The organism is Thiorhodococcus fuscus (assembly GCF_042682685.1).
Classification (GTDB): Bacteria; Pseudomonadota; Gammaproteobacteria; order Chromatiales; family Chromatiaceae; genus Imhoffiella; species Imhoffiella fuscus.
Window position 1 is genome coordinate 244,113 of the sequence record NZ_JBHUHX010000004.1, and the last position, 21,192, is coordinate 265,304.

17 protein-coding genes are annotated in these 21,192 nt (G+C 62.8%); 13 read left to right on the plus strand and 4 right to left on the minus strand.

All coding sequences use genetic code 11. From position 1 onward, the window contains the following. Positions 1 to 90 precede the first annotated feature (90 nt). From iorA to ACFSJC_RS02745, 4 genes are all read left to right on the plus strand, one after another. Positions 91 to 1,908: an indolepyruvate ferredoxin oxidoreductase subunit alpha gene (gene iorA / locus ACFSJC_RS02730; RefSeq protein ID WP_386022849.1), complete on the plus strand. Its 1,818-nt coding sequence runs from the start codon at positions 91 to 93 to the stop codon at positions 1,906 to 1,908. Beyond that, complete coding sequence (locus ACFSJC_RS02735) at positions 1,905 to 2,504, plus strand: indolepyruvate oxidoreductase subunit beta (RefSeq protein WP_386022852.1); 600 nt, start codon at positions 1,905 to 1,907, stop codon at positions 2,502 to 2,504. The genes iorA and ACFSJC_RS02735 overlap by 4 nt, the downstream gene beginning before the upstream one ends. 41 nt (positions 2,505 to 2,545) lie before the next feature. Further along, entirely contained in the window at positions 2,546 to 3,790 is a 1,245-nt protein-coding gene (locus ACFSJC_RS02740; RefSeq protein ID WP_386022855.1) for a phenylacetate--CoA ligase family protein, read from the plus strand. Between the two features lie 196 nt (positions 3,791 to 3,986). Beyond that, positions 3,987 to 6,500, plus strand: coding sequence for a CHAT domain-containing protein (locus ACFSJC_RS02745; protein ID WP_386022858.1), 2,514 nt, complete (start codon positions 3,987 to 3,989; stop codon positions 6,498 to 6,500). Between the two features lie 22 nt (positions 6,501 to 6,522). Here the strand turns inward: ACFSJC_RS02745 and ACFSJC_RS02750 are convergent, their stop codons facing one another. Together ACFSJC_RS02750 and ACFSJC_RS02755 are read right to left on the minus strand one after the other, a co-directional pair. Beyond that, entirely contained in the window at positions 6,523 to 7,179 is a 657-nt protein-coding gene (locus ACFSJC_RS02750) for a class I SAM-dependent methyltransferase (protein ID WP_386022860.1), read from the minus strand. Beyond that, complete coding sequence (locus ACFSJC_RS02755; RefSeq protein ID WP_386022863.1) at positions 7,176 to 7,898, minus strand: N-acyl amino acid synthase FeeM domain-containing protein; 723 nt, start codon at positions 7,896 to 7,898, stop codon at positions 7,176 to 7,178. Before ACFSJC_RS02755 ends, ACFSJC_RS02750 begins: the two co-directional genes overlap by 4 nt. A gap of 284 nt (positions 7,899 to 8,182) precedes the next feature. Between ACFSJC_RS02755 and ACFSJC_RS02760 the strand changes: the two genes are divergently transcribed. The 3 genes from ACFSJC_RS02760 (at position 8,183) to ACFSJC_RS02770 (ending at position 11,076) form a co-directional block, all read left to right on the plus strand. Next, positions 8,183 to 8,953 carry a hypothetical protein gene (locus ACFSJC_RS02760; protein WP_386022865.1) on the plus strand — a complete coding sequence of 257 codons (771 nt, stop codon included), beginning with the start codon at positions 8,183 to 8,185 and terminating at the stop codon, positions 8,951 to 8,953. Positions 8,954 to 8,965: 12 nt separating this feature from the next. After that, positions 8,966 to 9,727, plus strand: a complete 762-nt coding sequence (locus ACFSJC_RS02765) for an autoinducer binding domain-containing protein (RefSeq protein ID WP_386022868.1) — start codon at positions 8,966 to 8,968, stop codon at positions 9,725 to 9,727. Between the two features lie 161 nt (positions 9,728 to 9,888). Next, the gene (locus ACFSJC_RS02770; protein WP_386022871.1) at positions 9,889 to 11,076 is read left to right on the plus strand and encodes a DesA family fatty acid desaturase; all 1,188 of its coding nucleotides are present in this window, start codon (positions 9,889 to 9,891) and stop codon (positions 11,074 to 11,076) included. Here the strand turns inward: ACFSJC_RS02770 and ACFSJC_RS02775 are convergent. Then, positions 11,046 to 12,152 carry an SGNH/GDSL hydrolase family protein gene (locus ACFSJC_RS02775; RefSeq protein ID WP_386022874.1) on the minus strand — a complete coding sequence of 369 codons (1,107 nt, stop codon included), beginning with the start codon at positions 12,150 to 12,152 and terminating at the stop codon, positions 11,046 to 11,048. The genes ACFSJC_RS02770 and ACFSJC_RS02775 overlap by 31 nt on opposite strands. Positions 12,153 to 12,279: 127 nt before the next feature. Between ACFSJC_RS02775 and ACFSJC_RS02780 the strand changes: the two genes are divergently transcribed. Genes ACFSJC_RS02780 through ACFSJC_RS02790 form a run of 3 tightly spaced genes read left to right on the plus strand, consistent with a single transcriptional unit; the run spans position 12,280 to position 14,691 of the window. Beyond that, positions 12,280 to 14,124 (plus strand): carbamoyltransferase family protein, encoded by a 1,845-nt coding sequence (locus ACFSJC_RS02780; protein ID WP_386022876.1) that lies wholly within the window; start codon positions 12,280 to 12,282, stop codon positions 14,122 to 14,124. 10 nt (positions 14,125 to 14,134) lie between these two features. Further along, positions 14,135 to 14,539: an SxtJ family membrane protein gene (locus ACFSJC_RS02785; RefSeq protein WP_386022879.1), complete on the plus strand. Its 405-nt coding sequence runs from the start codon at positions 14,135 to 14,137 to the stop codon at positions 14,537 to 14,539. Next, positions 14,539 to 14,691, plus strand: a complete 153-nt coding sequence (locus ACFSJC_RS02790; RefSeq protein ID WP_386022881.1) for a DUF5989 family protein — start codon at positions 14,539 to 14,541, stop codon at positions 14,689 to 14,691. The genes ACFSJC_RS02785 and ACFSJC_RS02790 overlap by 1 nt, the downstream gene beginning before the upstream one ends. A gap of 259 nt (positions 14,692 to 14,950) precedes the next feature. Here ACFSJC_RS02790 and ACFSJC_RS02795 read toward each other — a convergent pair whose 3' ends face one another. Continuing rightward, positions 14,951 to 15,607: a hypothetical protein gene (locus ACFSJC_RS02795; RefSeq protein ID WP_386022884.1), complete on the minus strand. Its 657-nt coding sequence runs from the start codon at positions 15,605 to 15,607 to the stop codon at positions 14,951 to 14,953. Positions 15,608 to 16,126: 519 nt separating this feature from the next. On the opposite strand from ACFSJC_RS02795, the gene ACFSJC_RS02800 reads away from it, so the two are divergent. From ACFSJC_RS02800 to ACFSJC_RS02810, 3 genes are all read left to right on the plus strand, one after another. Further along, entirely contained in the window at positions 16,127 to 17,524 is a 1,398-nt protein-coding gene (locus tag ACFSJC_RS02800) for a cation:proton antiporter (protein WP_386022887.1), read from the plus strand. A gap of 64 nt (positions 17,525 to 17,588) precedes the next feature. After that, complete coding sequence (mprF, locus tag ACFSJC_RS02805) at positions 17,589 to 20,297, plus strand: bifunctional lysylphosphatidylglycerol flippase/synthetase MprF (protein WP_386022890.1); 2,709 nt, start codon at positions 17,589 to 17,591, stop codon at positions 20,295 to 20,297. Then, entirely contained in the window at positions 20,275 to 21,174 is a 900-nt protein-coding gene (locus tag ACFSJC_RS02810; protein ID WP_386022893.1) for an alpha/beta fold hydrolase, read from the plus strand. Before mprF ends, ACFSJC_RS02810 begins: the two co-directional genes overlap by 23 nt. Positions 21,175 to 21,192 lie beyond the last annotated feature (18 nt).

The following is a 21,192-nucleotide window of genomic DNA, read 5'->3' on the forward strand; positions in this document are numbered from 1 at the left end:
ATACTAGCTGACCTTGGCCAGAGCCCCGCCAGGGGCTTCCTTACGTGTTTAGAAGCCCTGGGGGCGTATCGAGTGGCAACTGAGTTTTTGATGGGTAACGAAGCGATCGGCTTGGGTGCGATCGCTGCGGGTGTGGGCGTGGTGACCGGCTATCCGGGCACGCCATCGAGCGAGATCCTTCCTACGATCGCCCAACGCAATCCGGGCGGTATTCACGTCGAGTGGTCGACCAACGAGAAGGTGGCTCTGGAGGTGGCGGCCGGAGCGGCCTACGCCGGGGCGCGAACCCTGGTGACCATGAAGCAGGTCGGACTGAACGTAGCCTCCGATCCACTGATGAGCCTCGCCTATGTCGGCGTCAAGGGAGGAATGGTCATCGTCGTCGCCGACGATCCGGGTCCCATCTCCTCCCAAACCGAGCAGGATACCCGCACCTTCGGGCTCTTCTCCAAGCTACCGGTCTTCGATCCGGCCTCTCCGGAGGAGGCCTACGCGATGATCGGCGATGCCTTTGCGCTCTCCGAACGTTACGGGACCCCGGTGCTCTTTCGTCCGACGACCCGCGTCTGCCACGGCAACGCACCGGTCGAGGTCGGGGAGAGCGGGGCACCGGCGGCCCCCGAGGGTTTCGTCAAGGATCCCAAGTGGGTCATCTTTCCCCGGCTCGCTTATCAGAGCCACCTTCGTATCGAGCAGCGGCTTCCACTGATCGCCGATGAATTCTCGGACTATCGCTTCAATCGCTTGAACGGATCGGGCCGGCTCGGTATCGCCACACAGGGTATCAGCGGAGCCTATGTCGCCGAGGCGCTCGCTGCGTTGGGCGATGCCGTCCCCGAGCACAAGCTGCTGCGGGTCGCAACGCCACATCCGTTCCCGCGCCGCCTGGGGCTCGATTTCCTCGAAGGATTGGACCAGGTGCTGGTCGTCGAGGAGCTGGACCCGGTGATCGAGCGCGAGCTGCTGCGGTTGGCGGGCGAGTGCCATATCCCGGTGACCGTGCTCGGCAAGGGCAGCGGTCATGTCCAACAGGCCGGTGAGAACGGCGTCGATTCCGTGACCCAGGCGCTGGCCGGGTTCCTCGGGGTTGAATTCACACCGGCCGCGACCTGCGCCGCCGCGCCGGACATCCAGGTTGCCGAACCTCCAGTGCGTCCGCCGGTGCTCTGCGCCGGTTGTCCGCATCGCGCCTCCTTCCTGGCGGTCAAGGAGGCGATGCGCAAGCGCAAGGCGGTCTTCGCGGGCGACATCGGCTGCTACACGCTCGGCAACGCCAAGCCGCTCGATATGGTGGATACCTGTCTCTGTATGGGTGCGAGCGTCACGGTCGCCCAGGGTCTTCATGTGGTCGAACCGGACAGGGTGCATTTCGCCTTCATCGGTGACTCGACCTTTTTCCATACCGGGATTCCTGGCGTCATCAACGCCGTCTACAACCAGACGCCGATCGTGCTGGTGGTCTTGGACAACTCCACCACCGCCATGACCGGATTGCAGCCGCATCCGGGAACGGGCGAGACCATGATGGGCACGATCGCCGCTAAGATTGACATCGCGACCGTGCTGCGCGGTCTGGGCGTCCAGCATATCGAGTCCTGCGACCCGCTCCAGCACGAGGCGTCCAAGGAGGCGGTATTGCGCGCGGTCGAGGCGACGGCGCAGGGCGTCTCCGCGCTCATCTTCGAGGCGCCCTGCATCCATGTCGCGCCGTCCGGTCCGCGCTATGTGATCGACGAGGAGGCCTGTCGCTGCAATCTCTGCGTCACCCGCCTCGGCTGTCCGGCCATCAGTCGGGTCGACGGCCGGATGCGGATCGACGACGATCTGTGTTACGGCTGCGACCTCTGTGCGCAGATGTGCCCCTTCGATGCCATCGAACGGATCGCACTAGTGGAGGAGGGACGATGAGCCTGCATACGAACATCATCATCGCCGGGGTCGGCGGTCAGGGGACGGTGCTGGCCTCCAAGCTGGTGGCGCGCGCCGCCATGGACGCCGGACTTCAGGTCCGCACCTCCGAGACCATCGGCATGGCGCAGCGTGGAGGCTCGGTCGTGAGTCATCTGCGCGTTTCCGATACCCCCATCGCCTCGCCGCTCATGGCACCCGGCATGGCCGACGTACTGATCGGCTTCGAGCCGGGCGAGGCGGTCCGCAGCCTCGGCTATCTGCGTCCGGGCGGTACCATCGTCACCAACGCGCATCCGGTCGCGCCCGTCGCAGCGTCTCCAGCCAGCGCCATTTACAGCGGCCAGGCGATGCTGGAGCGACTCGACGGCTGCGGTGCGCGATTGGCGGTGGTCGACGGAGACGCCATCTGCGCCGAGATCGGCTCGACGAAGGTGCTGAACGTCGCCTTGCTCGGCGCGGCTGCGGCATTGGGCGCGCTCGGCTTTACGCTCGAACAGCTCGAAACCGCCATCCGTGAATCGGTGCGGGCGCGTTTCGTCGATCTGAACATCCAGGCATTGCATGCGAGCGCCAGATCCGTGAGCGCCGCCTAATCACCGACAACGCCTTTCAGGCGAGAGTAGAGAGAATCTCCGTGAGCGAATCCCCATTCAAGACGCCGGCACAGCTCGATGCCATCCTCGGTCTGGTCAACGGAATCACCGACAAAAGTCCCTTCTATCGCGAGAAATTCGCGGGCATCGATCTCCACGGTATCCGAGGCTGGGAAGATTTCGAGCAGCTTCCATTCACCGAAAAGGCCGATTTGCGCGATGCCTATCCGCTTGGTCTGCAGGCCGTTCCGGATGAGGCGGTGGTGCGTATTCACTCGTCCTCGGGGACGACCGGCACCCCGGTCATCATTCCTTATACCCAGCAGGACGTTGCGGATTGGGCCGAGATGTTCGCCCGCTGCTACGGCATGGCCGGCGTGACCAACAGGGATCGCATCCATGTCACCCCGGGTTACGGTCTTTGGACGGCCGGGCTCGGTTTCCAGGCCGGCGCGGAGCGGATCGGCGCCATGGTCATCCCGATCGGTCCGGGCAACACGGATCGTCAGTTTAAAATGATGACGGACCTCAAAAGCACGGTGCTGTGCGCGACCTCGTCCTACGCGCTGCTGCTGGCCGAGGAGATCGAGCGGCGCGGTATCGGCGACAAGGTCCATTTGCGCAAGGGCATCATCGGCTCGGAGCGCTGGAGCGACAAGATGCGCCGCCGCATCGCCAACGAACTGGGCGTTCAGCTCTACGACATCTATGGGCTGACCGAGGTCTATGGTCCGGGCATCGGTATCTCGTGCGACCATGAATGCGGCATGCATTACTGGAACGACTTTCTCTATTTCGAGATCATCGATCAGCACAGCGGCAATCCGGTTAAGGAAGGGGAGATCGGCGAGCTGGTCATCACCACGCTGCGCAAGCAGGGCGCGCCACTCGTTCGCTACCGCACTCACGATCTGACGCGCTTCGTCCCCGGCGACTGTCCCTGCGGCTCGACCTTCCCGCGCATCGACGACATCCTTGGCCGCACCGACGACATGGTGAAGGTGAAGGGCGTCATCGTCTATCCGGCCCTGATCGACGAGATCCTGCATCAGATCGAGGGCGCGAGCAGCGAGTTCCAGGTCATGATCGACCATCTCGAAGGCAAGGATGTCATGACCGTCCTCTTCGAGACGCTGCCGGGCGCACACCTGGAAGGTGTGGAGGCCGAGCTGCGCCGTCTCTGCAAGGAGCGCGTCGGACTGAGCGTCGTTCCCAAGGCGGTCGCCATCGGCGATCTACCGCGCAGCGAAAAGAAGACCTCGCGGGTGTTCGACAATCGCTATTGAGCTTTCACCTTAGCGTGCACGCCCGCTCGCGCTCTCATTTTCACGATATGGTCGTGCTGTCAAGGTTCGAAATGGAACCTTGAGGCACGCGCTCCAAAACGTGAAGCTGAAGGTCCAGACCAAGATCGCACAAGGATGTGCATCCCTATCAACACGCTAATACGCTCGCTGCGCCTGACTGGAGAAGAACCGATCCTTGCACCTCGTTATGGGCAATCCGTCGAGGGCGAGGCAAGAGGTCCGCTTAGATGCGGCCGCGATCGAGCAACTCTTGGAGCGAGTGGGCGGTCCGGTGGAAGGCGAGCGGAGCGGGCTGGCCAGACTCGCCGAAGTGGATGCGATCCTGTCGGTTGTCCCCGAGGGGGAAAGCTGGGCGCGGCTGCAGCGCATGCGAGCCAATATCCTGGTGCAGATGCCGGGAGAAGGTGCGGCCGACTACATCGAGCAAGCGCTCGGCGCCTACGAGCAAGCCCTGAGGTTCTGCTCTCCCGAGACCAACCCTGTGACCTGGGCGCGGACCCTGAGCAACTGCTCAGTCGCCTGGCGGCGCCGTATCAGAGGACGGCGCGCGGAAAATCTCGAGCGCGCAATGGCCTGTCTCGCGCGCATCGGGGACCGCCTGAACCCGGAACGTCACCCACGCCTGTGGGCCTCCTCTCAAGCCAATCTGGGTAACGCCTTCCTGCAGCGAATCGTCGGCGATCCGCGCGAGAACATCGAGCGGGCCATCGATCGTTACCGGTGCGCGCTGACGATCTTCACCCCCCATGACTATCCGGATCTCTACTGCCGCTGTGCGGCGAACCTGGCCCACGCCTACGAGATTCGGATCGCCGGCGATCGCGAAGAGAACATGGAGGATGCGATCGCGCTCGGACGCCTGGCGCTCAGGATCCATGAAGCACTCCCCGCCAATACCGAGTGGGCGCGTCTCCACAACAATCTGGGAAGCATGTACCGCTCGCGCATCGCCGGGGATCGGGCCGAGAACGTCGAATCCGCCATCGGACACTATCGCGCGGCGCTGCGCGTCTGGAAGCGCGCCGGTTTCGCCGACGACTGGGCGCGCGTGCAGCACAATCTCGGTGTTGCATACCGCAAACGCGCTCGGGGCGATCCGGAGGCCAACCTGAAGCGCTCTCGGGGCCACCTGCGCGCGGCGCTTTCGGTACGCACGCTCGAACGCTTTCCCTCGGATTGGCTGCGCTCCCAGCACAGCCTGGCCCTGACCGAGACGCAGACCGGCAACTGGCCGCAGGTCGAGCGCATTGCCCGAGACATCATGCGATTCCTGGGGGATGCCATCGCCGGACTCGGCAACTGGTACGAGATGCGTCGCCTGATCGGTGCCGCCAGCGCCACCAAGAATCTTGGGGTGCTTGCCATTGCCGAGCAGGGAAATCTCGCGGATGCGTTCGCATTCCTGATCCAGGGGCGGGGGCTCGTGCATCGGGCGCTGCTCGGGGCCGGACAGACATCGGGTGCGCTCGACGCGGGCGATGCCGATCCGAGTTTTCCGCCTCCAGGGGAGGCCGTCATCGCCTTCTGCGTCCCGCCCCTGGACGGGCGCGACCTGCCGGTGTTCGTCGCCTGCGCGGACGATCGGGCGCAACCCGTGCGGCTGGTGCGTTTGACCGGACTCGACCGCGCGGCCCTGGAGTCGCTCTTCGAGCGCAAGGCCGGCCGCGAATCGAGCTGGCTCGACGGCTACCAGGTGCTCCTCGAACAGGGCGACCCCGCCGCATTCTCCCGGGCCATGGAGCGGGTCGCCCAGACATTGGACGGGGATCTCGCCCCATTGTGGCAGGTCCTGGATGCCTTGCCGGCCTCGGTTCGACGCCTGCGAATCGCCCCCTCCGGCGCCTTATCGCTGTTTCCTCCATCGATGTTGCGCGGCGGCGAGCGAAAGATCCTGAATCGCTTCGATCTGGTGAGCGCGGTGGGCGGGCTATCCAATGCCTCGGCGTTTGTTGCGCGGGATACTGGTCGGCGCCGGTTGCTCTCGGTCGCCGATCCCACCGGCGATCTGCCACACAGCCGGGCCGAGGGAAACATGCTGGGCGCCCTGTTCGAGAGCGAGGCGAGTCTGCTGGGCAAGCGCGCCACCAAACAGCGCGTGCTGGACGCCGTCTCCAGGGCCGGACCGCTGGATTACCTGCACTTTGCCTGTCACGGCCGCTTTCGGTGGCGCCACCCGGAGGCATCCGGTCTGATGATGGCAGGGGGTGAGATCCTGCGCCTGTCGGAGATCCTGGGGCGCATCCGACTCGGGTCCGAGACGCTCGTGGTCCTGTCCGCCTGCGAGACGGGGATTGCCGAATACCGCGAACTGCCCGACGAGACCTACGGTCTGGCGCTCGCCTTTCTCGGGGCCGGTGCGAGCGCGGTCATCTGCTCTCTGTGGCCGGTGTCGGATCGATCCACCAGGCTCCTGATGCTCAAGCTGTACGAATACCTGCATGCCGGGGTATCGGCCCCGGCCGCCCTGCGTGCGGCTCAGAGGTGGCTGAGGGATGCGCCCGGAGACGAACTCCAGTCGCTGGTCCAGCAATTGGATCCGAGGGTTCGAGCGGCCGGCGATCTGAATGCCGACTGCGGCTCGGGGTCGATGCGAATCAAATGGGTATCGGACGATCCTCCGGGCAGAGCGCCCGGAGAGCGCCCCTTCGCGCATCCCTTTCACTGGGCCGGCTTCGTGTGCATCGCCTGACCTCCTTGGTGTGCGGCCCGATTCAGGGCTTCGACAGCACCAAGAGGTTGACGCCTCCCAGATAATGGCGCTGGTGACATTCCTGGACCTCGAAGCCCGTGTCGCGCGACTGTCCGATCAGCAGGTCCATCTCCACGAAGGCGGCTCCCGGATTGTCGGCGAACTCGAGATTGAGACGCTCGAATTCGGGAAAGTCGGGGTGCGCCAGCAGTTCTCTGGACGATTCCCGGAGCAGGCGCGCCATGTCCAGTCGCGGGTTGGGCGTCACCAAGACGAAGCGCCCACCCGGGCGCATGATGCGATGGATATGCGCCAGGACGTCGAGCGGACGTGGCCACGCATAGTAGCTGTGAATGGAGACGGCGCTGTCGTATTGCCCCTGTACCGTTTCGATCGCGCCCTGCTCGATACCGAATCGCTCCCGGTCCAGCCGCTCGATCGTCCAGCGCGCCATCCGCACCATGTCCGGAGCCAGATCAACGCCGGTGTAGGAGGTCACCGCCGGATCGTCGGCCAGGAAGGGTGCGATCCGGGCGGTGCCGCAGCCGCAGTCCAGAACGTCTCCGTCGAGCTGGGCCGCCGCTTCGCGATAGAGGGACAATTGAAAGGAGGTCGTGACGGAGGCATGGGAGCGGGCGTAGCCGTTCCACAGCGTGCTCGGATAGGCTTCGGCACTCATCGCGCGTCCTCCTCCCGAACCCGCACGGCCGCTGCATCGCCGGATCGGCTCGCCCCGCTCCAGGAGAAGAAGCGTGGCCGCGTCCGGTCGAGCCACCATTCCATACACACGTAGGGATGGTTTCCGCCGAAGGTGAGATCGCGGAATGAGATCGCGACCTGGGCGTCCATCAACCGCCGGTAGAGCGTGACCTTGTTGTCCGGGACGAACATCAGATAGAGCTGGATCCCCCAGGTAGCGCCGAGCTCGAAATAGGCCCGATAAAAGGCATTGAGTAAGCCCCGGCCCTCGTCGTCGATCATGAAGCGGCCCAGCTCCGCGAACTGGATGCCGTCGCGCCGATAGCCGTCCACCAGCCGATCCACCAGGGCGGCCTCCGGGATGCCCAGGGCGCCGTCGAAGGCGATCCGAGCGGTCGCGCACACCCGTCCCTCGGGGGAGCAGGCGTAGATGACGCAGGATTGGGCGTCGTAAGGGTCGTTGCGCAGGGTGTTCACATCCGGAAACTTGCGCGAGTAGACGCGCTGACGCAGATCCCAGATCCCGTCTCGGATGCGACGCTGCTCGATACCCTTGGACCCAGGCTCCAGGACGAGTTCGGTGCCGCCTTGACTCATTCGGATCTCGCACAGGCTTCCCTGAGCGTCGCTCCAAGGCGGGGCGACGCACGCCGCTACCGGCAGCCTGTCGAGGACTGCCGCTGGGTTCTGAATTGTCATGCTTTGACCTCCGTTCGAAGAAGAAAACAGATGGTCAAGACGTCCTGACTGCTAATGCGCGAAGGGCAAGTTATCCCTGGACGCGGCTGTTGTGGGAACGGTTAAGGCGCTTTTAAGACGGTTAAGGGGTTGTCTGTCGCTTGCGCAGCCGGTCCATCTGAATCGCACCCTGATACGGCGCTGCAGATGCTCACCGTTTCTATGACTTCGCCCTCTTTCCCGGCCGGGGCGACTCCGGTATTTTTGGACCTCTTAGTCCCTATCGCGTGTGGAAGTGGGCCTCAATGGCAGCTCGACGAAATCGCTGTGTGACGCTCGATGCGGAGAAAGTGCGCTCCTATGCACGCAAGTTAGGGATCGATTCGCCGCAGCAGTTGGAGATCCTCTACCGAAAGCGGATCCGCGTGCCCGAGACCATGAGCGTCGGTATCGTGCGCAAGGCATGGAACGGGGAGTGCGTGGATAAGGAGCCGGCCCGCAAGCTCGCCGATTGTCTCGGCTTGAACGATTTCTTGCCGCTGTTGCGAACCGATCCGGAGGTCGGTCCTTGGGGGCGTTTGATGGCCGACGAATCGTTGCGGGCCAGCATCCTGAAGTTTGTTCCGGCGGCGGATACCGATCTGCGCCTGGTGCGTTTGGAGAGCGGGTCCCGCGAAGAGGGTCTGCCCAGAGTGTCATTGAAGACCGCGTGGTTTCTTCTCTGCTCCGGGAGGCGCGACCAGGAATTGTTCTTGCTTATTCGCAGTCGCACGCGTTTCGTGCAGCTTGCGCCTTTGGAGGGTGAGCCGTTCGTCAATCGTTTCGAGGGGAGCGGTCTGCGCTATCCCGCCCAAGGCAGCCTGGAGTTCGAAGCTTCCGACGGCATGGGCTGGCGTCAATTCGTGGCTCTGCGCGCACATCGCATTCCCATGCCCTTACGCGGACCGCTCACCGGCTATGACCTCACCTTGAACGAGCTGGATCAGCTTGCGCTGCGCGTGTCGATGCCGGTTCAAGGTCGCCCCGACCTCGCCGTGGATACCTTCGAGTTCGTGCTCGACCACTTCGCGGCGTAACGAGTCCAACGTATGCAACTGATTGTCGATTACGTCAGCGAACTCTGCGACGCGAAAGGCGTCGAGCAATGTTTCGAAGCATTGGAGCGAGCCGTCATCCGGCTCGGATTCGACGGCATTATCTATAGTTCGTATCTTCTGTGTTCCCAAAAGGAGGAGGGCGCTTCTCCCGTGCTCCTGCGCTCGGAAGGCTTCGATGCGGCCTTTCTGAAACACTATGTAGAAGCCGGGCTCACCGATCAGGACTTCACCATCAAACGCATCCTGCAGGGTGACGTGGCGCCGATCGATTGGTGGCTTGAGGACGAGCGCGGGATATTGGAGCCTCAGGAGCGAACCGTCATCGAGATCGCTCGCCACGACTACGGCCTATACAATGGGATCTCTATTCCGACGCTCAGCGACAAGGAGGAGATCGCTGGCGCCAGCCTGGTGAGTCGCGACAAGGAAGCGAGCTTCCGCAAGCTGCTCGATGAGCATTTCCAGGTGCTGCGCAATCTCGTTCGTCTGTTCCACGACCGTATCTATGCCGATCCGCTGTGCCGCAAGACCATGATGCTCGCCCATCTCTCGGACCTTTCCGAAAAGGAGCGGAAGATCCTCGAGTTCCTGACCACCGGACGTCCGTTGAAAAATATCGACGGCAAGGAAATCACCCCCGCTTACGCCAACAAACTGCTGAGTGGGCTGTCCCAGCGCCTGGGGGCGACCAACCGTCAACAGTTGCGCTACCTCCTCGGCCTGTATCGCATTCACGATTTGTGGGCGTCGTGACCGCGCGGTCGGGCATCGCTCGGGAATTGAGTAGATAACCCGATTGGAAAACTGACGGCCGGCCAGACTTCCGAAGAGACCGATCGATAGACCAACGAAAGACGTCCGTATCGCGTATCGAGTCTAACGATCTTCGCTCCTCACCTCGATCCGGAGATTCCATGACCTTCTACGGCATCCTCGATATCGGTGCCTGGCAGGCGGTGCTTGTCACCCTTGCACTGACCCACGTGACGATCGCTGCAGTGACGATTTTCCTGCATCGCTCCCAGGCCCATCGCGCGATCGATCTCCATCCGGTCGTGTCGCATTTCTTCCGTTTCTGGCTCTGGCTCACCACCGGCATGGTGACGCTGGAGTGGGTCGCCGTGCACCGCCGTCATCACGCCCGATGCGAGACCGCGCTGGATCCGCACAGCCCCCAGGTCTTCGGTCTGCGCAAGGTGCTGACCGAGGGTGCTGAACTCTATGCCGAGGCGACTGGCGATGCCGATACCCTGGAGCGCTTCGGAAAGGGGGTGACGAACGACTGGGTGGAGCGCAACCTCTACAGCCGTTTCCGCTCGCACGGTCTGGGTCTGATGCTGTTTGTCGATCTGCTGTTGTTCGGCGTCTATGGCGTTGTCATCTGGGCGGTGCAGATGCTGTGGATTCCTATCTGGGCGGCCGGCGTGGTCAATGGCATTGGCCACTATGCGGGCTATCGGAACTTCGAAACGCCGGATGCCTCGACCAATTTCATGCCCTGGGGAATCCTGATCGGTGGGGAGGAACTGCACAACAATCATCACGCCTTCCCGAGTTCGGCGCGTCTGTCGTCCACGTGGTGGGAGTTCGATCTGGGATGGCTCTACATTCGTCTGCTCTGCATGCTGCGGCTGGCGAAGGTGAGACGGGTCGCCCCCGAGCCGATCATTATTCCGGGGAAACGGCAGATGGATCTGGATACGCTGAGCGCCATCATCCTGAGCCGGATGCACGTGATCGCCCGCTATGGTAAGGACGTGCTGACGCCGGTCGTGCGCGCGGAACTCTGTCGCGATGCGCATCATTGCCGGCGTCTCGTACGCAGGTCGAGAAAACTGCTGGCGAAAGAGGGCTCGCGCCTGGATGCCGCCGCGCGGCTGCGTGTCGAGCAGCTACTGTCTCAGCACCAGACCTTGGCGACGGTCTATCAATTCAAGGAACGCTTGCAGGATATCTGGGAGCGGCGCGCGCCGACTCAGGAGGCGCTGCTCGACATACTTCAGGATTGGTGTCAGCAGGCGGAGGCAACGGGCATCCAGGCGCTCGAGCACTTCTCGCTCAATCTGCGCGGCTATTCACTGGAAGGTGCCCGCGCCGCCTGATCGGGTGCGCTTCCGTCGAGCCTGCCCGTGAGTTCCAGTCTGTCGAGACAGCGCTCGACGGACCGACAGAGGATCTGGTGTCCCTTGGGGCTGTAGTGGATGTCGTCTCGGGCGAGGAACAGTGCGCCGAGATCGCTTTGGCGGGCGAAATCGTCGTAGGGGTCGCAGTAGTGCAGACCGCGTTGGTCGAGCAGCTCACGGACCAGTCTGCGCGGGGCACCGAATTCTGCGGGATTGCGCAGCGCGTTCAGCTCCGGAAAGAGAATGAAGCCGAAGGGGGTGTACCTGCCTTTCAGCAAAGCCGAGAATGCGTCGAGCCCGGTTTCGAACCGCTGTCTGTTTTCGTCGGACTGCCAGCCCGCGACCACGGTACGCATCCATTTCGTGTGATAGTCCTCGCGCTCGTCGGCATTCAACATGGCATAGGTGAATCGCGTGCGGATCTCGCGCAGGAAGCGCACGGCATAGGTTCGGCCGATACGCTCCTGCACGCGGGCGACCCAGTCGGGCTTGTGCCATTCCTTGGCATAGCGCTGGGCACGTCGTGCCGGTCCGTTGTCGTCCATTGACGCGAAGTCGTTCAGGGTGATGCCGACCAGGACCGCATCCGGGTTCGCACCCAGGAAATTCAGACGCGCCAGCGTCAGATAGTGGCCGAAGGTATAGGAGTTCACGCCCAGGTTGAGTAGGCGTTGGCCCGTCTGGCCGGTTTCGTCCGCGCGGTCGAGGCACTCCGTGAATCGCTCGTCCTGGCGCACGCCCGCACCGAACACGACCGAGTCGCCCAGTACCGCGATCCGCATGCCATCACCGGGTTGTGCCTTGAAATCGCGGTCGCGGAACCCCTGAGCGTTGATCTCGATCGGGATGTCCTGGTACGCAGAGCCCTTGAAATGCCCCGAGAAATTCGGCTGGTAGCTATAGCCCAGTTGGGGATGCGCGACGATCAGACCTGCGGGATAGCCGTAATCGCTGATCGGCTGGCTGATTTCGAGCTTGTAGAACGCAAATCCCGCCCCCTCCAGAAGGAGGAAGACTAACAGCAGCCAGACCAAGACGAACAGCATTCTTCGCATCAGGGTATCCGCAGGTTGTTTTGTTTGCGTACTTGGGCGATGGCAGGGAATTCCAGGGCCACTGAGTCAGCCCATTGGGAATTCGCTATACTGCGCGCCCAATGTCCCTGTCGGTCCAGCGAAGTCCATGGCTGTCAATATTCTCGGTATTTCCGCATATTATCATGACAGCGCCGCATGCCTGGTGCGTGACGGCGAGATCCTGGCCGCCGCACAGCAGGAGCGCTTTTCGCGTAAAAAGCATGACGCCGACTTTCCGGTCGAGGCGATCGGCTACTGCCTGGAGGAGGGCGGTCTTGCGCTGGCGGATCTCGATCATGTCGTCTTCTACGATAAGCCGCTGATCAAGTTCGAGCGTCTGCTGGAGACCTATCTGGCCTATGCGCCTAGCGGACTGCGCTCGTTTCTGGCCGCCATGCCGATCTGGCTGAAGGAAAAGCTCCTTCTCAAGAGCCTGCTGCACAAGGAACTCGCCGCGCTCGGCGACATCGCAGCGGCGGATCTGCCCCCGCTGCTCTTTACCCGACACCATCAGGCGCACGCGGCCTCGGCATTCTTTCCGAGTCCCTTCGAGCGTGCTGCGGTGCTCTGTATGGACGGCGTCGGCGAGTGGGCCACCACCTCGGTCTGGCTCGGTGACGGTAATCGGCTGACGCCTCAGTGGGAGATCCAGTTCCCGCATTCACTGGGGCTGCTCTACTCGGCCTTCACCTACTTTACCGGCTTCAAGGTCAACTCCGGCGAGTACAAGCTGATGGGGCTGGCTCCCTACGGCGAGCCGAAGTACAGGGACCTGATCCTCGATCATCTGCTGTCGCTGAAGGACGACGGCACCTTTCGCATGGACATGCGCTATTTCAACTACGCCAACGGCCTGACCATGACCAACCGGGCCTTCGATCGGCTCTTTGGCGGTCCGCCGCGCCGGCCAGAATCGCCACTCACGCAGCGGGAGATGGACTTGGCCAGCTCCATTCAGTCCGTGACGGAGGAGGTCGTGCTGCGCCTTGGGCGGACGGTCCATCGGGAGCTGGGCGTCGACCACCTCTGCCTGGCCGGCGGCGTGGCGTTGAATTGCGTCGCCAACGGGCGATTGCTGCGGGAGGGGCCATTCAAGGAGATCTGGGTTCAGCCTGCGGCGGGCGATGCCGGTGGTGCTCTGGGCGCTGCGCTATCGGTCTGGCACCAGTATCTGGACCGCCCCCGGTCTGGCGCCGACAGCGACCGCATGCAGGGTGCCTATCTGGGTCCCTCATTCGACAATGACCGGATCGAGACCTATCTGAATGGCGCGGGCATCCCGTACCAGCGCATGGACGACGACGCCTTGATGACACGGCTGGCGGCGTTGCTCGATGACGAGCAGGTCATCGGCTGGTTCCAGGGCCGAATGGAGTTCGGCCCGCGCGCATTGGGTGGGCGCTCCATCATTGGCGACCCGCGCAGCGCCCGAATGCAGTCGGTAATGAACCTCAAGATCAAGTATCGGGAATCCTTCAGACCCTTCGCGCCGGCGATACTGGCGGAGCGGGTGTCGGACTGGTTCGCGCATGAGGGGCAGAGCCCCTATATGCTGATGGTCGCGCCGGTCGCGGAGTCCCGGCGTATCGCCATGACCGACGACCAGCAGCGGCTGTTCGGCATCGACAAACTGAAGGTGCCTCGCTCGCAGATCCCGGCCATCACCCATGTCGACTACTCGGCCCGGCTTCAGACCGTGCATGCCGAGACCAATCCGCGCTTCCATCGGCTGATCGCGGCCTTCGCCGAGCGCACCGGCTGTCCGCTGTTGGTCAACACCTCGTTCAACGTGCGCGGCGAACCCATCGTCGGCTCCCCCGAGGATGCCTATCGCTGCTTCATGCGCACAGAGATGGACTATCTGGTGCTGGAGAATTGCCTGATTACCAAATCCGAGCAGCCGGCGCAACCACGCGATCAAAGCTGGCAACACACGTTCGAGCTGGACTGAGGTACCGCCCATGCATCCTATTCCCGAGCTCGATGCCCAGGGACTTCGCCATTTCGCGCTGACCACCGCCGCCATCGTCGTGGCGCTGTTCGGGCTGATCCTGCCCTGGCTGTTCGACCTGCGGTTCCCGATCTGGCCATGGCCCTCGGCCGCCGTCCTGATGCTCTGGGGGCTGGCCGCACCGCGTTCGCTCCGCCCGGTCTATCGCGGCTGGATGCGTCTGGGGCTCCTGATGAGCCGCGTGACGACACCTCTCATCCTGAGCCTCGTCTTTTTCGTCGTTTTCGTGCCTGCGGGTTTCATCATGCGTCTGGCCGGGAACGACCCCATGAAGCGTCGTCTGCTGCTGGATGCCGAGAGCTATCGCGAGCCAAGCCAAGAGGCCACACCTGAATCCATGGAGAAACCTTACTGATGCTGGATCTTCTCAAAGACCTCTGGGGCTTCATGCGCGAGCGCAAGAAGTTTTGGCTCGCGCCGATCATCATCGTCATGCTGCTGCTCGGCGTCTTGATCGTCTTGGCGCAGGGTTCGGCTGTAGCGCCCTTCATTTATACCCTGTTCTGAGTCAGGGCCTCACCATCGGGCGGCGCCAGGTTCTGCTGGCGTCGGCCTCTGATTTGACCGGGTCTTTTCCGCATTCGACGCGCCGTCGCGCTCGCTAGAAGCGCGTGCCCATCATTCCCGTTTCCCATAACCAAATCGCAACAACATTATGCCAGTTCAACATTTTGTTAATAACACACACAAATAAAACAAACGACACCACCCAAAAAAACCGGACCATTCAGTCCGGCTAACAAAAAAGAACGAAATCTCAACGAGATCAGCCACTCTGAACATCAGTTCGCTGATGATGCTTGATCCAGATGAAAGCGGTTCCAATGACGGCCATGGTAGCTGTACCCCCAATCACGATCAGCAAGGCATTGTCATCCAGGAAGGCGATGATGACGCCGCTGAAAATGAGGAAAAGCCCGAAGACCGCCATTTTCCAGTCCAGATACACACCACTCAGAATGCTGGCCAGCCCCAGGATATAGATGATGACGAAGCCATCCGTCTCGGCCTTGAGGAAGTGCTGGACATCCGACTGAAAGAGCAGGTGAACAACCAGTAGCAGCGCGCCCCAGTGCACCAGCTGCCGCAAGATGTAGCGAGACCGAGTTTGCCAGATGTCGCCGGCGTGGTGGCCCCAGCTACTCACGGTGGAAACGATGGCGACAAGCGGAATAAAGTAATTCCAGATGTCTTTTGTTGAGGCTGGATTGTGGTCGGTCATGGCGATGAGTACGACCGCAATCACGTAGAGCACCAGGTAGGGAAGGGTCGCCATACCGAATTTGCCGACAGGAGTCGTGGGGCGTGGAATCAGACGATCGATTCCTTCGGTGATCGTACTACCGAGCTGCGCGAGCTTCTCTGAATGGATCAGCTTATCGATAGGGATACGCTTTTCGAAATGTGCGAGTTGATTCGACATGACTGTGATCTCCGGTTCGTATCGCGGGAATGCCTGGTTCGAATTTCAAGATGCCGGACGACCGGCCTCCTGGACTCGAACCGTTACGACGCGTCCGATCGCGCCGCTCTGACCAGCGCATTGCATCTTGTTTGCCAACATCGATGAGGCCGCATCGATGCAGGATGTCTCGCGCCTGCATGGCTGGAGTCGGGGGGAGATCGAGTCACTGTCTGGTCGACGAGACCCAAGGAGCTTGGTGCAAATTCACCAACGCACCTCGAAATTCGACGCCGTAGCCCGGATGAACGCAGGCGCATGATTCACCCTTACGGACGTGTAGAGCGGTCGAGTCTGAACTATTCCTGGTTTTCGCTGCGCGTTACCCAGTCTGGGCCGCGTACAGGTTGGCTCGATACGTGCTGAGAACAGGCCATCGACCAGGTGCGCAAGCGGCATGCGTGCCTGGGCTCATGGGTCGGCCATTGTTCCTCAACCTTAGGGGTACGCGTCATGTATCCATCCTCCTCGACACACTCGATGATCCTGCATCCCTTTTCCAGCATCATGCTCGAACTGGCACTGCTGATGACCATGGTTCTCATCGCCCGCTGGCTCACCGATCGCTACCGACAACCGGCGGTGCTTGGCGAACTGCTGATCGGCGTCCTAATCGGCAACCTGGGATACTGGGTCGGTCTGCCCTTTTTTAGCTTCGTCATGAACTATGGCGCCGCCAGTCCGGTGTTCGATCAGGTCTGGCAGGGCGGCGTCTCCGTCGCGCAGGCGGCAGGGCAGGTCTTCGGCGCCGGGGAGCTGGCACCGGGCGGGCGCGGACATGAGGTGCTGCGTTTGCTCACTGGGGACCATGCCCTGGCCAACGTGAATACCAGCTTGAGCCTGTGGCTCTTCTCCAGCCTGGGCATCATCCTGCTGCTCTTCCACGTCGGGCTCAAAACCGGCATCCATCAGCTGCGCAGCGTCGGATCGGACGCAGCACGGGTGGCCGTGGCCGGCGCGTTGGGTACACTGGTGATCGGGCTTCTGGTGATCTGGATGCTGCCGGTCGATCTCTCCGGCGCCGGGCGCTTCTTCATTGCCGCGACCCTGAGTGCGACCAGCATCGGGGTCGCCACCCGCATGCTCGAAGACATCGGCAAGGCCGACACCTCCGAGGGGCGGATGATCCTCGGCGCCTGCGTGCTCAACGATATGATCGGACTGGTGCTGCTCGCGCTCTCTATCGAGCTGGTCGTCAAGGGCCATCTGGACCTGCCCGCCGTCGCCTGGCTATTGGCCTCCAGCGGCGCCTTTCTCGCCGTCATCGTGCTCTTCGGGGATCAGTTGGGCCGCCCCCTGGCCCAGCAGCTCAACCGCATCCGGCCCGCCGAGAACCGCTTTCTCGCGCCGCTCGCCTTCGCCTTACTGCTCGGTTGGCTGTGCAGCTCGCTAGGCCTCAGCGGCACCGTCGGCGGCTTCGCGGCCGGGCTCATCCTCTCGGATGATTCCTTGCGCGACAAAACCAAAGAGATGCTGATGCCGCTGATTGCTGTCTTCACGCCCATCTTCTTCCTGCTGATCGGCATGCAGGTCAACCTGACGGTCTTTCTGCAGTGGCATACCCTGCTGCTGACCGCTGCGCTGCTCCTAGCGGCGGTGCTCGGCAAGCTGCCCGCCGCACTGCTGGCCGGACCGGAGGTCGACCGCGCAACCGTTGCGCTCGGCATGCTGCCGCGCGGCGAGGTCGCGCTCATCTTCGTTGGGGTAGGGCGCTCGCTCGGCATCATCGACGACAGCGTCTTCGCCGCCCTGGTGGCGGTCATCATCCTGCTGGCTTTCGGCTCCGGTCTTGCGCTCAAATGGGCCTTCGGACCCAGATCGGCCCGCGCTAAAGCCCTGCTGGCTCGGCTAGGCCGAGGCCAACGAATGGCGCATTGATGGGTCGAGAGTGTATTGAGCCGACTGAGGCGGCATCATCATGCGAATGCGGGATATGCGAAGAATGCAGCAAGACAGTCTCCATGGATCAGATCGCACCGTTCGCGCGGACGAGCCCCTTAACGACGATGCCAGCCCGGAACCCGAAACGCCGCAGGAGGCGGAGACCGGCTGGCCCAAGGACATCGGTCTGGTGCTGCGCTGGCTGCTACCCGTCCTGGCGCTGACGGCCGTCGGCGTCTTGGGCTGGCATGAGCTGCGGCAACTGGATATCGCTGGGATCCATCGCTCCTTTCAGTCCATCAGTTTGGCCGTAACCACCGCGCTGCTGCTCGCCGGGCTGGCGACTGCCTCGCTCAATACGCTGTACGATCTCCTCCTGCGGCGCTGGCTGATGCTGTCGTACATCAAGTCCTCCGACCTGATGCGCTGTGCCTGGGTCGCCAGTGCCCTGAACAATGTCGTCGGCTTCTCCGGGATGACCGGCTCGGGCATCCGCTATCTGGGGATGACCAACGCGGGCGTGCCGCCGGCCAAGGCGGTCGGCAGCGCGGCGCTGGTCGTGATCAGCATGCCGCTGGGGCTCTCCGTCCTGGCGACGATCCTGCTCCTCGCTCACCGCGATATGCTGCAATGGACGGCGATCCCCGAGCCTTTGGCCCTGAGCGTACTGGCCGCCGTGAGTCTCTACTGGCCGCTGTTCATGCTGATCGCCGGACGCGGTCCCTTGCATCGTCGCTGGCTCGCGGACACCCCGTCGCTGGGGACCGCACAACGGTTCGGTCTGGTTACGGTCTCCACGCTGGACTGGATCGCAACCGGGGTGCTGCTCTGGCTCTGTCTGAGCGCGGCGGGTGTAAGCCTGCCGCTCGACACGGTCCTGATGGCCTTCGCACTGGCGATGACCTTGGGGCTGGCGAGTCTGGTTCCGGGCGCGCTGGGAGTCTTCGAGGGAGCCATGCTGCTCATCCTGAGCCGGGTCGGCGCGGACTCGGCCAGTGTGGCCGCTGGACTCGTGCTGTTCCGTGTCGCCTACTACTTCGTTCCCTTCCTGTTCGCCGCCCAGTTGCTGCCGGGAACGCGTCTGCTTTCGGATGGACGCCGCATCGAGGAACTGTCGGGGCGCTTCAAAAGCCATCCGGTCCTGCGGATCGGCCGTATCCCGTTGCGTCTTCTCGGCCACCTGAGCACTCAGATCCTCGCCTACGCCACCTTCGCGGCAGGGGTCGTCCTGCTGCTGTCCGCCGCATTTCCAGGGGTGACGGAGCGCCTGGCGGTGCTGGATCGCTTCATGCCGCTGCTCGCGCGCGAGGGATTTCATTTCTCCAGCGTCGTGGTCGGAACCCTGCTGCTCGGTCTATCGCGAGGAATCGGCGCCGGAATGCGCGGCGCCTATCATGCCACCCAAACCCTGCTCCTGAGCGGCTCCATCATCAGTCTGCTCAAGGGGATCGACATCGAGGTTGCGGCTTTACTGCTTGTACTGGCGATGCTGCTGCGCGCTAATCGGGCGAGCTTCGATCGTCAGGGCTATGCACTGACCAGCGCACGCAATCTGCGCTGGATCGCCGGCGTATCCCTGACCCTGCTGGCGGCGGCCGGTTTGGGCAGCGTCCTCTATGGTCCCAGCACCCTGCTCAGTCATCTCGATCAGTTCGACCATCATCTGCACTCAGCCCGCTATGCGCGCGCGTTGCTCGGGATGGCGGTGACCTTTCTCGCCTGGCTGGCCTGGACTTGGTACTCCATGCCGAAGCCCGCCGTGGATCTGCCCGATCGGACAGCCTTGGAGCGCGCGGCGGACTTCTACACAGGTGTCGGCCACACGACTTACTCCTATCTGACCATGCTGGGGGACAAGTACCTCTTCTACTCGCCTTCGGGTAAGGGACTCATCCAATACGGCATTCGCCGTGGACATCTGATCGCCCTTGGGGATCCCGCCTGCGACGAGGCCGACCTTCAGGAGACCATCTACGCTTTTCGCTCCTTTGCGGATGCCTACGATCTGGCGCCGGTCTTCTATCAGGTCGAGGAAGGCCATCTGCACCACTATCACGAAGCGGGGTTCCGTCTGCTCAAGCTCGGCGAGAGCGCCCATGTCTCGCTCGCGGACTTCACGCTGAAGGGCAAGAAGGTGGAGCAGCTGCGCACCGTGCTCAATCGTGCTAAGCGCACGGAGATGACCTTTGAAGTCCTGTCGCAACCGCTGGACGAGATCGTCTGGGACGAGTTGCAGACCATCTCCGACGTTTGGCTCGCGGAAAAACACATGGCGGAGCTGGGCTTCTCCCTCGGCAGCTTCAAGCGAGACTTCCTGGCTTGGGGGCCGATCGCCGTCGTCAGACAGGGAGGGGCTCTGGTCGCCTTCGCCAGCATCGCTCAAGATTTCGGTCACCACGACGCACTCGGGATCGACCTCATGCGCCATGTGCCCAACGCGCCGTCGGGCACCATGGACTTCCTCTTCACCAATCTCATACTGCACGCCCAGGAGGCCGGGTATCGCTGGTTCGATCTGGGCATGGCTCCTCTGAGCGGCGTCGGACGCTCGCCCTGGTCGCCACGCGACGAGCGAGTTCTCAAGCTGGCCTACGAGCTTGGCAACCGTTTCTATAACTACAAGGGATTGCGCCAGTACAAGGAGAAGTTCAACCCCCAATGGCGCAGCATGTACCTGGCCTATCCGCGCGGACGCCCGCTGCCCGTAGTGCTGATGGACATTACGGCCCTGATTACGCGAGGCCAGCGTGGCAAGCGGGCAGGGCGCTGAGTCAGTCGCGCGACACTGGGCCGGGCGCAGCCTGGCAATCCTGATCGGCGCTCTGATGGCCGGCTTTCTGCTGCTCATGCCGATATCTGAAAACTTCGCCCGCTATCTCTGGTGGCGTCATACGGCAGATCCCGATCTGAGAACCGGCAGCGTCCATCGCGGTGGCGCCGACATCCATTACCAGCGCTACCTGGGGCGAGCCCCCGCCATCCTGTTGCTGCATGGCGGCTTGAGCCATCGTCTCAGCTGGTTTTCCCAACTGCCCTGGCTCGTCGCCTCCGGTCGCGAGATCGTCCTGGTCGACAGCCGAGGTCACGGACGCTCCGGGCTGGGCGACTCCGAGATGAGCTACAGCCAGCTTGCGTCCGACGTCCTCGCCGTGATGGATGCATTGCATCTCACCAAGGTCGACATCGTCGGCTGGAGCGACGGCGGCAACACCGCATTGGTCCTCGCGCATCGCTGGCCCGAGCGGGTCGAACGCCTCGTCGCGATCAGCGCCAACTATGACCCTAGTGGTCTGACCAACGAGGCGCAAACCGAGGCTGCGCGCGCATCCAATCCCTTGACCTATTGGCTCACCCGCTGGTGGACCGACGCGGGTCCAGGTACAGGCGAGCTGGAGCGGCGCATCAAACGTATGTGGCTGAGTGGACCGAGGCTGACAGCGGAAGACCTGACCGCCATTCGCTGCCCAGTGCTGGTGATTGTCGGCGGGCGGGATGTGATCCGACGCGAACACGCGGAAGCGATGACGAAGCTGATACCGATGGCACAACTGGAGGTGATGGCGGACGGCGGGCATTCGTTGCCGGTCACACATCCTGGCTGGATCAACAGCGAAATCGGCTGGTTCCTTGGTGTTCGGTTACCTTGACAGCGTAATGTCACGCGG

Coding starts and splice junctions, on each gene's coding strand:
- iorA (WP_386022849.1), top strand. CDS start 91: ATGGGTAACGAAGCGATCGGCTTGGGTGCGATCGCTGCGGGTGTGGGC.
- ACFSJC_RS02735 (WP_386022852.1), top strand. CDS start 1,905: ATGAGCCTGCATACGAACATCATCATCGCCGGGGTCGGCGGTCAGGGG.
- ACFSJC_RS02750 (WP_386022860.1), bottom strand. CDS start 7,179: ATGAGTGCCGAAGCCTATCCGAGCACGCTGTGGAACGGCTACGCCCGC.
- ACFSJC_RS02755 (WP_386022863.1), bottom strand. CDS start 7,898: ATGACAATTCAGAACCCAGCGGCAGTCCTCGACAGGCTGCCGGTAGCG.
- ACFSJC_RS02760 (WP_386022865.1), top strand. CDS start 8,183: ATGGCAGCTCGACGAAATCGCTGTGTGACGCTCGATGCGGAGAAAGTG.
- ACFSJC_RS02765 (WP_386022868.1), top strand. CDS start 8,966: ATGCAACTGATTGTCGATTACGTCAGCGAACTCTGCGACGCGAAAGGC.
- ACFSJC_RS02770 (WP_386022871.1), top strand. CDS start 9,889: ATGACCTTCTACGGCATCCTCGATATCGGTGCCTGGCAGGCGGTGCTT.
- ACFSJC_RS02775 (WP_386022874.1), bottom strand. CDS start 12,152: ATGCGAAGAATGCTGTTCGTCTTGGTCTGGCTGCTGTTAGTCTTCCTC.
- ACFSJC_RS02780 (WP_386022876.1), top strand. CDS start 12,280: ATGGCTGTCAATATTCTCGGTATTTCCGCATATTATCATGACAGCGCC.
- ACFSJC_RS02785 (WP_386022879.1), top strand. CDS start 14,135: ATGCATCCTATTCCCGAGCTCGATGCCCAGGGACTTCGCCATTTCGCG.
- ACFSJC_RS02790 (WP_386022881.1), top strand. CDS start 14,539: ATGCTGGATCTTCTCAAAGACCTCTGGGGCTTCATGCGCGAGCGCAAG.
- ACFSJC_RS02795 (WP_386022884.1), bottom strand. CDS start 15,607: ATGTCGAATCAACTCGCACATTTCGAAAAGCGTATCCCTATCGATAAG.
- ACFSJC_RS02800 (WP_386022887.1), top strand. CDS start 16,127: ATGATCCTGCATCCCTTTTCCAGCATCATGCTCGAACTGGCACTGCTG.
- mprF (WP_386022890.1), top strand. CDS start 17,589: ATGCAGCAAGACAGTCTCCATGGATCAGATCGCACCGTTCGCGCGGAC.